The sequence below is a fragment of the Oceanobacillus limi genome (genome assembly GCF_900111445.1).
Taxonomy (GTDB): Bacteria; Bacillota; Bacilli; order Bacillales; family Amphibacillaceae; genus Ornithinibacillus; species Ornithinibacillus limi.
Genome location: NZ_FOHE01000002.1, coordinates 157,789 through 172,066 on the forward strand (window position 1 = coordinate 157,789; position 14,278 = coordinate 172,066).

Genomic DNA, 14,278 nt, shown 5'->3' on the forward strand with positions numbered 1-14,278 from the left:
ACTTAACCTAACCTGATTGGTTTTATGGGTAGTTTTAAGTGAGAGGGCTTAAGACAAATAGAACGTGTTAGTGCCTACAATGTTATGTATGGAGTAAATTCGACTCAATAAAACAAAAACCAACCAATCGGTTGGTTTTTTTGCTAGAATAAACTTAATCGATTATTTAACGAATTTGCTAAGTTACTAGTAGCAATTTCATGTTTCTTGTCTATACTAATAATAAATAATACTACAGCATAACGAGAAGGTGTACAGATGAAAATCAAAGATTTTATGATTACAGATGTAATAAGTGTTACCGAATCTACAAGCGTTAAAGAATTACTCGAAATATTAGTGTCCAATAAAATAGGCGGCGTTCCTATTGCAAATGATGAAGGAAAGTTATTAGGAGTCATTAGTGATGGAGATGTCATCCGATATTTGCAGCCAAAAGGGCGAACTGTCTATGATATGTTTTCGCTTGTTCTAGTATCAGAACAGGAAGGCTTGGAAGAAAGATTAACATACTCTCTAGATTTTCCGGTGTCCAAAATGATGCGTACCAAGGAAATTTATACATTAAAACCAAATCAAGAACTAGAGGATGCTTTAACCATCTTTTCAAAACACCCATTTAAAAAGCTTCCAGTAGTTAATGATCAACAAAAAGTCATTGGTGTCATCAGCCGTGGAGATGTACTCCGATTTATCTATAATCGAATCATTGAAAAATAATGAATGAAAACTCCCTTTTGCATAGGGGGTTTATTTATTTTTATTTAAAATTATTCTTTTCGTTTCTATGGTAGAAAAAGATACATAGATTCCGTATAATAATGGGGAAGCATATACTCACTCAAATGATAGTTGGGTATAAATTCTAACTTAAATTATCGTTTCAATATATACAAAGGGGTTTGTAGAGCGTGACAACACTTCATGATAATAAACTAGATGCATCTCTTGAAAAGATGATTCGCTATTATAAGCTTTTTATTAAGCATGATGATACGAAAAATGCCGAAAAAATGCTTGATCTGTATCAAAAAACAAAGGGTAAAGAGTTTGTTGTTAGTTTTGCAGGACATTTTTCTGCTGGCAAATCTTCCATGATCAATGCTTTATTAGAAAAAGATATTTTACCAAAAAGCCCAATACCAACTAGTGCTAACATTGTGAAAATAAACTCTGGAAATGGTGTCGCACGAGTTTTTTTCAAGCACGAAGATCCAATAGAGTATGATGAGCCTTATGACATGGATATGATTAAAGAATACTGCAAGAATAAAGATACAATCAATCGGATCGAGTTAAGCACGATGGATCCTATTATACCTGCTGGGTGCTCCATTATTGATACTCCTGGTATTGATGCTGCAGATGATGCGGATCGTATTATTACGGAATCTTCTCTACATCTTGTAGATGTACTTTATTATGTCATGGATTATAACCATGTTCAATCAGAAGTTAATCTATATTTCTTGAAAAATATTCAGGATGCAGGCATTCCTTTTTATCTTGTAATAAATCAAATCGACAAGCATAACGAAACGGAAATTCCATTTGCAAACTATGATAAAAACATAAAACAAACGTTTGATCAATGGGGTATTATACCAGAGGATATCTTATATTCTTCGGTTATTGATCAACATGCTCGTCATAATCAATTTAAAGAAATTAAGAATATGATCTATGACCAATTTTCTAAGCATGAATCCCTCCTTCGTACGAATAGCGCGTTGGATCAAATTCTACAAGAACACGAGCACTTTTTGCAACGTGTTTATGATGATAAATTAAATGGAAGTTCAATAGAACCTACAGATCTAACAACAATTCAAAATGATATAGATCGAATTGATAAAGCAATAGAAAAAACGTACAAAAAACGCAAAGAATTTGAAGAAGAATTTAAGGACCAGTTGAATACGACTCTTAAAAATGCTTACTTAATGCCATCGAAATTAAGGGATGTTGCAGGCGAGTTTCTAGAGTCATGCCAAAACGATTTCAAAATTGGAATAATCGGAGCCAAAAAAAAGACAGATATGGAAAAAAAGAAACGAATAAACACTTTTTTGTCCGAGCTACAAAAGAGTATGGAGACGAACATCCAATGGAAGCTGCAGGAAAAGTTCATTAAAGTTATTCAAAACTATGGTCTTCATGATCCAAACGTAAATGAAGCTTGCCAACAGTTAAGCATCGTCTATACAGAAAATGATTTATTGGAGCATGTTAAATCAGGAGCTAAGTTAAATGGTGACTATATTTTAAACTATACAAACGATATTAGTTCTGACATAAAAAACAAATTCAAACAACAAGCTCGTGATTTATGGGGAAAGATTGATCAAATATTAGAGCAAAAAATAGAAGAACAAATTGTAGACTTTGAATCTGAGAAAAGAGAATTACAAAGACAATTACAAAATCATAAAGATGTGTCTGAAACCCAAAACAGCCTACAGAGTAACCTAGATGAACTGCGAAATCCACCTAAAGTTACCACGTCGGATGTAGAATGGGTTAATGAAAAAATCCAGAATGCACAACCTAGCTTCATAAAAATGGACTCTCCACTAACCAATGAAAAGAAAGTACGTTCTGAAAAAGTTACAACTAGTAAAGACATGGAATCAACTCCCGTAACGGATTTGAAAGTGGAAGATATAGATCGATTAATCAATCAGACGATCCAAACTGTTGAAGAATTACCTGGTTTCCAATCTTTAATTAAAGACTTGCAACAAAAACAGGATCGGCTCTCAAACAGACAATTAACAATAGCTTTATTTGGTGCGTTTAGCGCAGGGAAATCTTCCTTCGCCAATGCGTTAATGGGGGAAAATGTACTACCGGTTTCTCCAAACCCTACAACAGCTGTAATCAATCGAATTAACCCAATAACAGATACCTATTCTCACGGAACAGTCCTGATTCATTTAAAGGATAAGGAGTCTATTGTTCAAGATATTGTTTCTATTACAAGAGAAATTGCACCGGAAAATACGGATTTAGATTATCTAATGAATTGGTTAAATCGTAATAAAATATATGAATCAAACGAACTCAATCAAATGTTTCGGAGTTATTTATGGGCACTATGTAATGGGTTTGAGCAGCATCATGAACTACTAGGTCAAACTATATCGATAACGATGGAGGAGTTTGGTAGCTATGTTACAGATGAAAAAATAGCATGCTACATACAGACCGTTGACCTTTATTATGATTGCTCCATCACACAGCAAGGAATTACACTGGTAGATACTCCAGGTGCGGACTCGATCAACGCACGTCATACAAATGTTGCATTTGACTATATCAAATATGCAGATGCCATTTTATATGTTTCCTACTACAATCATGCACTCACTCGTGCAGATAAAGATTTTTTAATGCAACTTGGAAGAGTTAAAGAAGCATTTCAATTGGATAAAATGTTCTTTATTATTAATGCTGCTGATCTAGCCCAAAGTAATTCGGAGCTAAAATTGGTTGAAGATTATGTAGAAGAACAACTACTACAACTTGGCATCCGTTTTCCAAAGATCTATCCTGTATCCAGTAAACGAGCACTGGAGGATAAACAAGCAAAAGAACCACTCAATGAGTATATGGCTACATTCGAGGACAGTTTATATGACTTTATTCATAACGGACTAGCTACGCTTACGATAGAAGCAGCGATACATGATCTCAAACGTATTCAGAAAACTTTAGCCCAATTTATACAGGCAACGAATTTGGATGAAAAAGAAAAAGAACAGTATAAAGTCAATTTGACGAATAAACAAAACCAAATTACTGATGTTATCTCTCATTTTCAAACATCAACCTATGAAAGTCGACTTAAAGAGAAGATAGAAAAGCAAATTCACTACATTGGGGAAAGAATAGCTATTCGTTTTCATGACATGTTTAAAGAAATGTTTAATCCAACAACAGTAACCGAATCAGGAAAAAAAGCTACCAAACAGTTAGAACGAAATACAAGAGAGCTATTGGATTATGTAGGCTATGAGTTATTACAAGAAGTTCGTGCTGTTTCCCTACGGATTGAGTCATTAATGAATGAATTACGAAGTGAAGTGCATCAATCGATACAGAATCAAGTGGTACAAATTGACGCGAATTTCCTTCTACGTTCTTTACATGAGGCAGATATTCCAACACCTAATTATAACCAGGGATTAACAGATATCGATCTAGCAATCTTTTCTAAAGCACTATCTAAATACAAAGGGACAAAATCCTTCTTTGAGAGAAATGAGAAAGAAAAAATGAAAGAGGAAATCTATTTTGTATTGGAACCATTAATTAAAGATTATCTTCAAGAATCTCGCTCCATGATGGAAACTGCCTATGCACACGAGTGGGAACAAGAAATGAATCAACTAAAAAAACAACAGATTAAAGAACTTAATAATTATGTTAATGATCAGTTATCCCTACTAAAAGAAACCGTTGATCTTAATGTACTCAAAGAAAAACAACAGGAATTAACTACGATACTCAGTTAACTACACGAGGAGGAAATAGATATGAAGCAAAAGATACTATTGGTAGATGGTATGGCATTATTATTCCGCGGATTTTTTGCTACTGCTTTTCGCGGGAATTATATGAAGACTAGTAAAGGTATTCCAACAAATGGAGTTTATCAATTTTTAAGATACTTTCTAGATGCTACCCAGACATTTGAACCAACACATGTTATTTGTTGTTGGGATATGGGAAGCAAGACTTTTCGAACGGAAATGTACCAGGACTATAAAGCTAACCGATCTGCACCACCTGAGGAGTTAATTCCACAGTTCGATTTAGTGAAAGAAGTAGTTGATGCATTTGATATGCCAAATATTGGTTTAGAAAATTACGAGGCAGATGACTGCATTGGAACGTTAGCTAAAAATTATTCTAAAGAACATCACGTTATCATACTAACTGGAGATCAAGATATTTTACAATTAGTTGATCAAGGAATCGATGTTGCTATCATGAAAAAAGGGCAAGGAAATTATGAAGTATATAATGAAAAAAACTTTTATAAAAAGAAAGGGATTACCCCTCGTCAAATGGTTGATCTTAAAGGATTAATGGGAGATAGTGCAGATAACTATCCAGGTGTTAAAGGAATTGGAGAAAAAACAGCTCTGAAGCTGTTAACGGAGTATGAAACCGTTGAAAGTCTGTTGGAAAATGTAGATAATCTTTCTAAGGGGATTCAAACGAAGATAAAAAATAACATGGACATGTTAAAGCTATCGAGAGATTTAGCTGAGATCAAATGTGATATACCAATATCTTGTGAATTAGAGGATGCGTTATGGCAATATGATCGATCGAAAATTGAGAGTAAGTTTGACGAGCTGGAGTTTAAAAATCTCGCCAAACTTTTATAAGTTACGGTTTTAGAACAACTTTTATACAGTCATCTTTCTTCTCGGTAAAAATGTCATACCCATGCTGCGCTTCATCTAGTGGAAGTTTGTGTGTGATGATATCGGTAGGGTCAATTTCTTCCTTTACGATTTGGTGATATAGCTCTTGCATGTAAGTACGTGCAGGAGCTTGTCCCATTTTTAACGTAATATTCCTGCTGAAAAAAGGGCCAAGAGGGAACATGTTATATAAACCACCATACACTCCAGTTAGTTGTACTGTTCCGCCTTTTTTGACAGCTTTCGTAGATATCTGAATCGGTCCAAGTGTTCCGCCTTGAAGTTTTAATTTTTGTTCTACAAATTCAAGAGGGGATTTCTTTCCATCCATTCCGACACAATCAATTACAACGTCAGCTCCACCACTTGTTAACTCTTTTAATGTTTCACCCATATCATCAAATTTAGTGAAGTCAAAGATCTCTGTTTTATTAACCTTTTTTGCATGATTTAAACGATAATCAAAATAATCTACAGCAATAACACGTTCAGCACCTTTTTGCCAAGCAAATTTTTGAGTCATTAATCCAATCGGTCCTGATCCTAAGACAATAACAGTATCGCCTTTTTTCACTCCTGCATTTTCAACACTCCAATATGCTGTAGGTAGTACATCAGATAGAAATAAAAGGGATTCATCTTCTAACTCACAATCTTCGGGAACTTTAAACGGTGTATAATTTCCAAATGGAACACGCAGGTATTCCGCTTGGCCACCAGGGTAGTTACCAAACTTTTCCGAGTAACCAAAATATCCTCCAGAATCATAATGTGGATTTGAATTGTCACATTGACTTTCCAAGTGGTTATTACAATATGGACATGCTCCACATGCAACAGTAAATGGAATAACTACTCGATCACCTTTCTTCACTTTTGTTACTGCTGGTCCTGTTTCCTCAACAATTCCCATCGGCTCATGACCTATAATGTAATTTACTGGCAAAGGAAAATTTCCTAAAAATAAGTGTGTATCCGAACCACAAATAGCAGTTGAAGTAATACGAATAATTACATCCTGAGGGTCTTGGATCTTGGGGTCCTCAACTTTCTTGACCTCAATAGATTCTTTTCCTTGATAAGTTACAGCCTTCATTTCTTTTTGCCTCCATTACAGATATTGACTTGCTTACGTATATTTTGGTATCCCTTTTTTAATTTATACCATTTCTAAATTTTATCCTGCATGTAACTGACAATGAATGGACCGATACGTTCATCTAACAATCTGTGGTGTTGAAGAATACCCGCTTATTTTAACGAACAAAAACCTGCATCAAGTGATACAGGTTTTTGTCCACAATACCGATGTCTATCGGTTGTTGTTGCGATTGTTGTTACGGTTGTTGTTACGGTTGTTATTGCGATTGTTGTTGTTGTTTAGATCATTGTTGTCTAAAAACTCATTCTCATTCGCAAATTCAACATTGTTCACATCATTGTTGTTATTATTGTTGTTGCGGTTGTTGTTACGATTGTTTTTATTAGCCATAACTACTGACCCTCCTAGTATATTTTTGAGAAATTACCCTTTAAGCGAAGAACTTAAATCCTTTGCCAAAAGTTTAATTTCACTTACAAAAATTATATTGCCCCGTTTGTTCAAATTAATTCTCCTTTTTTTAGGATTTTTTGGAAAAAATTTAAAGAGCAATTGAATATTAATTATGAAGTATTGGCATTTCATGTACGAAATTGGTACTATTTAAGTTAAGGTTATTTTTATAAAGAAAGGCTGACACAAACATGAAAGTTGTTGAAAATATTGCAGAGTTAATCGGTGAAACTCCAATTGTTCGATTAAATAGATTAGTTCCAGCTGGAAGCGCTGATGTGTACGTGAAGTTGGAGCAATTTAATCCAAGTAAAAGTGTAAAGGACAGAGCTGCTTTGAACATGATTCTAAAAGCAGAAAAAGAGGGCCTAATTAAACCAGGAGATACGATCATTGAACCTACAAGCGGGAATACTGGTATTGGACTAGCTATGAATGCGGCAGCTAAAGGATATCAAGCAATCCTTGTAATGCCTGATAATAGCACACAAGAAAGACGGAACATTTTACAAGCTTATGGAGCAAAGGTTGTCTTAACACCTAGCGAGGAGAAAATGCCAGGAGCAATAAAGAAAGCGCAAGAAATTCAAAAGGAAATCCCTGGAAGCTTTATACCTCAACAATTTGAAAATACGGCGAACCCAGATATTCATCGAAAAACAACAGCACTAGAGATCCTAGAACAAATGGAAGGTGAATTAGATGCTTTCGTTTGCACAGCCGGAACTGGGGGTACCGTTACTGGAACTGGAGAGACGCTCAAGGAACATATTGATAATTTACATATTACAGTAGTAGAACCTGAAGGATCACCAGTTCTATCTGGCGGAGAACCAGGAAAGCATAAATTGGTTGGTACAAGTCCTGGATTCATACCAGATATCCTAAATACTTCGATTTACGATGAAATTATACAAGTAAATGATAATGATGCTATAGAAATGTTTACGTCCATTGCCCGTAATGAAGGTATATTTATTGGTCTATCTGGTGCTGCTGCGATTTTTGGTGCATTACAAGTTGCAAAACGAATTGGCAGTGGTAAAAAAGTTTTATGTATTGCCCCTGATACCGGGGAAAGATATTTAAGCATGAATTTATTTGATTAAAAGAAGGACCTAAGGATTACGTTATCTAATGATACGTAATCCTTTTTTTATTTCATAATAACTTATAAGTAATTGGTAGAAACTAATTAGGCTAAAACCTTTATGGAGGAAGATATAAATGGAGCAAATTAAACACTACGAACTAAATCAACTAGAAGGTACAACAAATGAGTTCGCATTAATCATCCATTTAGACGATTTTTCCACTGAATTTGCAGCTGAGCTAGATGGAAGCAATCCCGAAAGAAAGAGTATAGTAACGACTGCCAAAAAAATTATTAAAGATCGCTATCCAAACCTTAAAGTTACAATGGTTAAAGTAATCATTGGCGGATTAGCAGTTACAACAATACCTTTGTCACTAGCTACTGAAACTGCACATGCAGCGGAAGAAAGCTCATATACACAAATGACTTCGTCTTCATCTATTTATTATCAAGTTACGCCTGGAGATACTTTGTGGAGTATTTCACGGAGCTTTAACACGTCTGTAGATAACCTTAAAATAGCAAATAACCTTATATCCGATACGTTGAAAACGAATCAAAAACTGATCATCCCAACATCATTTCATACTGTTATTAAAGGTGACTCGTTAACCGGTCTGGCCAAACAATATGGAGTTACAACGAGTGCAATTAAAGAATCCAATCATTTATCTACTGACACGATTCGAATAGGACAGCAGTTAATTATCCCGAATCTTATCAATGACAGCCAAGTGGAGGAAACAACCACACACAAGGGGACTTCCTACACAGTTATTGCTGGAGACAGCCTTTCCATGATAGCAAAACGGTATGGCGTATCTGTCGATGCTTTACGTTCAGCAAATAATCTATCAACGGATACGTTGAAAATTGGACAGGTGATAACTATCCCGCAAACTTCCACTACGAATCAATCTGAAAGTCCTGTATCGCCTCCAATTACAAAAGCGAGCTACACCGTTGTATTTGGGGATAATTTATCATCCATTGCGAAACGATTTGGGACAACAATTGACACATTAAAAAGTTTGAATAACCTTTCGTCTGACTTCCTTCGGGTAGGTCAAGTATTAATTCTACCGACCGCTGATAATGAAGTAGAAAATACAGAGTCTACAACACCATATAACGTGAAAACTGGAGATACTTTATGGGGAATCGCTAGCCAATTTGACACGACTGTTGACGCAATAAAAAGAATGAACAACCTAACAACCGATACACTTAGCCTTGGACAAACCCTACTGATTCCTGGAACAACAAATCAAATATCGGAGTCCTTAAACCAAAATGAATCTGTTAAAAATGATTCCCATACTGTAAAATCTGGAGAAACACTTTGGGGAATCGCAAAAAGCTATGGTGTTACGGTGGATGCGATTAAGGCAGCAAATAATTTATCCTCTGACACGCTACGCCTTGGTCAAGTTATAACAATCCCATCACCTAATATCGAAAAAACAAATACGATACAAAATGAACAACGATCAACATTTTCCTATTCCGTACGATCCGGAGACAGTTTGTCGGCTATTGCTAACCGGTTTAACGTTACAGTCGATAGTATACGTACAACAAATCATTTAAAGTCTGACCTGTTACAGGTTGGCCAAGTGTTAACGATTTCTAATGGTTTGAATGCACCGGCTCACGCTGGGTTAAATTCTGTAACTTATTCTACTCATACTGTTGTTTCTGGTGATACGGTTTGGGGTTTGAGTGTTCGTTATGGAATACCTCAAGCTGAGTTGTTAAAGGTAAATAACTTAACAGCATCCAGCACGTTGTCCGTTGGTCAAAAACTAACCATTCCAGTTCATCACATAGGAGCGAAACAAGTTGTCAGTGAAAAGCACGGGGAATATATGGACTGGTGGACTGAGGCACAGTATATCTTCACAATTGGAAAAACAGCAAAAGTTACAGATTTAGATACAGGAAAAAGCTTTTATATCAAACGTACGATTGGCGCAAATCATGCAGATAGTGAAACAGTATCAACGAATGATACCAATGTAGCAAAATCGATTTGGGGAGGATATTCTTGGACGCCAAGAGCGGTCATTGTTGAAGTCGATGGTAGAAAGTTAGCTGCAAGCATGAGTTTTATGCCACACGAGAGGGAATATATTACGAACAATGGTATTACAGGGCATTTTGACGTATATTTCGGTGATAGTACACGTCATAAGGATGGTAAAGCAGACGCATCTCACCAACGGCAAGTGGAAAGGGCAGCAGGTATAAATGCCCCCTAAAAATTTCCATTAAATAACATGCATCTAGACATAATGTTAAGAAAAAATAGTACCAGATAGAAGAGACGGGAGGTGAGAGTTTGTTTAGAAAGTTTGCAGCATTGTTATTAGTATTCACATTAGCATTCCCAGTGGCATCACATGCAGAAATAAAAACATTTAAAGAACCACCTTTTGAATTTTACAAAGTATCCAAAGGGGATTCATTTTGGTACATTGCACAACGTTATGGTTTAGACTACCGTGAATTAATGCGTCTAAATCCAAATGTAGAACCATTAAATATGCAAGTTGGAGAAGTAATACAACTGAAAGCAACTGCATCAAGTCCGAGTGGATTTGAAGAACAAGTGGCGCAGTTGGTTAATGATGAACGTGCTAAAAGGGGTTTATCACCATTGAAGCATCGTGCTGATATAAAAGATGTTGCAGAGAAAAAAGCGATGGATATGATCAATTCCAATTACTTTTCTCACACTAGTCCTAACTATGGTTCACCGTTTGATATGTTAAAAACATTTGGAATATCCTACCGAACTGCAGGAGAAAACATTGCAAAAGGACAAAAAACACCACAAGAAGTTATGAATTCTTGGATGAATTCTTCTGGTCACAGAGAAAATATATTAAAGCCAGAATTTGATTCTATTGGTGTTGGTTATTACCAAGGCGCATGGGTTCAAATGTTCACGGGTTCTTAAATATAGAATACAGTCCTGAAAAAGTCCAGTAAATAGCTGGACTTTTTCGTTTGATAAAAATTTGTATGATAAACTATAGATATGAAAGAGAAGGGACGTAATGAATGTAATGGACAATTTAATGGATCAACTAACAATTAAACTTGAAAAACATCGAAACAGTGATAATGCAGCCCAAATGGAGAAATACATGAAAAATCATTTTGCATTTTTCGGAATCAAGACCCCACTTCGAAGAGAAATAACCAAAGAATTCTTCCAAGAGTCACACATATTACAACAAGATTTTCAGGAAGAATTTATCTTAGCATTATGGGAAAGAAAGGAACGAGAGTACCAAAACATTGGATTAGATTACCTAGAAAAGTCCTTAAGAAAAATAGGGAAAGAACATGTACCTTTAATGGAAAAATTAATCCGAACGAAATCTTGGTGGGATACCGTAGATATGCTTGCACAAAAAGTTGTAGGTAAAATTGCTATGAACAATCCCGAAGTAATTAAAGAAACAATTGAGCCTTGGGCATTCAGTAATCATTTGTGGTTAAGAAGGTCTGCGATTTTATTTCAATTAAAATATAAAGATAAAACAGATGAAGCCATCTTGTCGCGCTACATTAATCAAAACGCTACTAGCAATGAATTTTTTATTAAGAAAGCAATTGGTTGGGCATTAAGGGAATACTCCAAAACCAACCCAGAATTCGTAAAAACATTTATTGAAAAAAACAATCTACAAAAGTTGAGCATCCGTGAAGGAAGCAAGTATCTTTAAATCCTCAACAAATCCATAAAGTAGAAGTGATCAAGGAAAATCCTAACGGAAAAGCGCATAATACATAATTGTTGCGAATGATGGCGTCCGTTATTCGCTTTTTATGATTTACTAAGTAGTTATTTTACTCCTTTAATATAATAAACTCTTGGCAATCCCCAATATATCCAGTAATCATGAACCATCGAGACACCTAAAAATAGTAACATATGCCAATCTATGTACTTCATCCAAATCACCCTCCCTATATAAGTAATATACATTATAGGAATTGTCCTATGTCCATTTTTAAAAATTTTATTAACTAATATGGAGTTTTTGGAATGCCTGCAAGAGTAACCGCTTTTGAGCAGTTCATCCATATAATTATTATACCTTTTTATATTGTAAGAATATTGTGTTAATATAAAACTAGCTTGCTATAACATAAACAAATAATAGCAAGATACAATGATGGGAGGTACTATAAATGAATAAATTCGCTACATGGTTTATCGGTTCAGTGGTATTAGCACTTATGGGTTTAATTATCGTACTTAATGTAGAAGATTGGGCGAGATTAAACGGGGAGTTAAATAGGAGCGTATTATTAACCGGTTCTTTATTTGTATTTTCAGTCGTGATTTTATCTATTTTCTGCTTAATCAAAGCAAATGGAGAACGCATAAAAACAAAAATATTACTTTCTTTATTTACGGCTTTCTTTCCAGTAGTAGTATTCGTAATGAATGGCTTCCTTTTTACTATTTACTTTATAGGGAAATAATTTACCATTTTATGCGCTCTGTTCAAAACAAGAAGACATAATATACCGTGTATAAATTGTCTTTTCTTAGGAGGGAAGCTTTGATGAACACTATAAAACCTAGCATTTCATTATTACTCTTTGGAGCAATAGCAATCTTGATAGCTGGATGCAACGAGGATGAAGCTAACCTCCAAGACGGTGATCACCACATCACTGAGGAGATAGATAAGATTATTTCTGATTATATTATCGAAAAATACTCGTCCTTATATTTTGATACAGATAAACAATTTGAAGTCCATAAAGTATTTGGGACTAGTAATATAGAAGGTGTTCTAAGTGTTTATATGTGGTCATATTATGGTGGTTTTAATAAATCAACTGGACTAGAAAGCCAGTCAGGACATTCGTTACCTGTAGCAATTCGATTAAGTAGAACAGAAGAAGAATATACTGTTATTGATTATAAAGAACCTAAAGACGGCAGTTTATATCAATCTTCGCTGAGAAAGATGTTTCCTGAAAAATACGTAAAACTAGCTAACCAGGGTAGTGAACATATTGACGATTTACAAAACGAAATGGAAATCAAAGTGAACAATTGGTTAGAGAAACAGGATTAATAATAAAGGAAAGATCAAAATGCAATTGTATCTATGAGTGACACAGTGATTTGTAAAAAAAGGATGTCTTACTGACAATGATAATGGAAGTGAAGTCATTATCCACCAATTAAATATTTTTATTTTCTAGTTTACATAATATACATTAGATTCGGATATTCCTAGACTTATCAGTTACTTCCTATAATTATTAGTAAGGGATAGGGGATTATTAGATTAGTCTTCTAAAGTTATGTTCAATTAACAAATATCCATAACTTTTTATTTATCAATTTATCCCAACTTAGCACCATTTAAACCTTTGGTGCAGTGAAGGTTTTTATCTTTAGCAACAGTTATATTCAAAAGAAAAAGGGTAACTCAGTATTACTAACAAATAGATTCCATAAAGATATGGCAAATATAATATTATGCATTTCTACTATTTTCTACTGGCATTATGGGATGCTACGTAGTAGTGTAAACTTCCACAATATATCCTCGTAAAAAGCTGAATAATTTTCAAATTCCCTCAGTATAGTTTCTGTACTTCTCTGAAGTAATGTGCTAAATTTTTTGCATATTACATGGGGGGAGTTTTTTTATGATTTTACCTTTGATCTTTTAATCAAAAGGCAATATTTTAAAGCAATCATTGAAAAAGACTTTGATTGGTTTGTCACCTTAGAAGGAGAGATAAAAGTAGTACTCCATATGAAGGAAGTTTATAAAGTAAGAGTTGAGTTAGAACATTTCATGAAAGTTGAGGACCCTTTTTAGGGTTCTCTTTTTGAATTTGAAACTGGATTATTCTGACCAGAGTTCTGCATATTCCGAAATAAATTGAAAAAATTAGCACATTAATTCAGATTTCTCGCCGAACAAAATCGGAAATGGGGTGCTGAAATAATGTGCCTGTTTACAGTAGTAGGGGTTAAAGTACTTTTCACTCTGATCAGCGTAATTAATAGTAAGTTTCATATCAAGGATAATTTTCTTTAAATCGATTTTTCGCTTTTTGAATGTATTCCACAAAATATTTTTTACGTGGGTGTTTCGCCCATCTAGAATTCTCTAATTCCTCTATCCAATTTAAATCGCA

At 34.7% G+C, this 14,278-nt stretch carries 12 protein-coding genes; 10 read left to right on the forward strand and 2 right to left on the reverse strand.

Going from position 1 to position 14,278, the window contains the following annotated elements; translation table 11 throughout:
• Positions 1 to 258 precede the first annotated feature (258 nt).
• From BMX40_RS03100 to BMX40_RS03110, 3 genes are all read left to right on the forward strand, one after another.
• Positions 259 to 720 (forward strand): CBS domain-containing protein, encoded by a 462-nt coding sequence (locus tag BMX40_RS03100; RefSeq protein ID WP_090866735.1) that lies wholly within the window; start codon positions 259 to 261, stop codon positions 718 to 720.
• A gap of 191 nt (positions 721 to 911) precedes the next feature.
• Positions 912 to 4,517 carry a dynamin family protein gene (locus tag BMX40_RS03105; RefSeq protein WP_090866737.1) on the forward strand — a complete coding sequence of 1,202 codons (3,606 nt, stop codon included), beginning with the start codon at positions 912 to 914 and terminating at the stop codon, positions 4,515 to 4,517.
• Between the two features lie 21 nt (positions 4,518 to 4,538).
• Positions 4,539 to 5,399, forward strand: coding sequence for a 5'-3' exonuclease (locus BMX40_RS03110; RefSeq protein WP_090866739.1), 861 nt, complete (start codon positions 4,539 to 4,541; stop codon positions 5,397 to 5,399).
• A 1-nt stretch (position 5,400) separates the two neighbouring features.
• On the opposite strand, the gene BMX40_RS03115 is transcribed toward BMX40_RS03110, so the two are convergent.
• Together BMX40_RS03115 and BMX40_RS19920 are read right to left on the reverse strand one after the other, a co-directional pair.
• The gene (locus tag BMX40_RS03115) at positions 5,401 to 6,534 is read right to left on the reverse strand and encodes a zinc-dependent alcohol dehydrogenase (protein WP_090866741.1); all 1,134 of its coding nucleotides are present in this window, start codon (positions 6,532 to 6,534) and stop codon (positions 5,401 to 5,403) included.
• Between the two features lie 216 nt (positions 6,535 to 6,750).
• On the reverse strand, positions 6,751 to 6,930 hold the full coding sequence (locus BMX40_RS19920; protein ID WP_139177901.1) for a hypothetical protein: 180 nt from the start codon (positions 6,928 to 6,930) through the stop codon (positions 6,751 to 6,753).
• Between the two features lie 254 nt (positions 6,931 to 7,184).
• Between BMX40_RS19920 and cysK the strand changes: the two genes are divergently transcribed.
• The 7 genes from cysK (at position 7,185) to BMX40_RS20080 (ending at position 13,956) form a co-directional block, all read left to right on the forward strand.
• Positions 7,185 to 8,102, forward strand: coding sequence for a cysteine synthase A (gene cysK / locus BMX40_RS03125; protein ID WP_090866745.1), 918 nt, complete (start codon positions 7,185 to 7,187; stop codon positions 8,100 to 8,102).
• Between the two features lie 118 nt (positions 8,103 to 8,220).
• Positions 8,221 to 10,350, forward strand: coding sequence for a muramidase family protein (locus BMX40_RS03130; RefSeq protein WP_090866746.1), 2,130 nt, complete (start codon positions 8,221 to 8,223; stop codon positions 10,348 to 10,350).
• A gap of 80 nt (positions 10,351 to 10,430) precedes the next feature.
• Positions 10,431 to 11,051 (forward strand): CAP domain-containing protein, encoded by a 621-nt coding sequence (locus tag BMX40_RS03135; RefSeq protein WP_090866749.1) that lies wholly within the window; start codon positions 10,431 to 10,433, stop codon positions 11,049 to 11,051.
• 100 nt (positions 11,052 to 11,151) lie between these two features.
• Positions 11,152 to 11,826: a DNA alkylation repair protein gene (locus BMX40_RS03140; protein ID WP_244513330.1), complete on the forward strand. Its 675-nt coding sequence runs from the start codon at positions 11,152 to 11,154 to the stop codon at positions 11,824 to 11,826.
• A gap of 469 nt (positions 11,827 to 12,295) precedes the next feature.
• Entirely contained in the window at positions 12,296 to 12,592 is a 297-nt protein-coding gene (locus BMX40_RS03145; RefSeq protein WP_090866751.1) for a hypothetical protein, read from the forward strand.
• An 83-nt stretch (positions 12,593 to 12,675) separates the two neighbouring features.
• Positions 12,676 to 13,197, forward strand: a complete 522-nt coding sequence (locus BMX40_RS03150) for a hypothetical protein (protein WP_090866753.1) — start codon at positions 12,676 to 12,678, stop codon at positions 13,195 to 13,197.
• A 543-nt stretch (positions 13,198 to 13,740) separates the two neighbouring features.
• Positions 13,741 to 13,956 carry a hypothetical protein gene (locus tag BMX40_RS20080; protein ID WP_211753611.1) on the forward strand — a complete coding sequence of 72 codons (216 nt, stop codon included), beginning with the start codon at positions 13,741 to 13,743 and terminating at the stop codon, positions 13,954 to 13,956.
• Positions 13,957 to 14,278 lie beyond the last annotated feature (322 nt).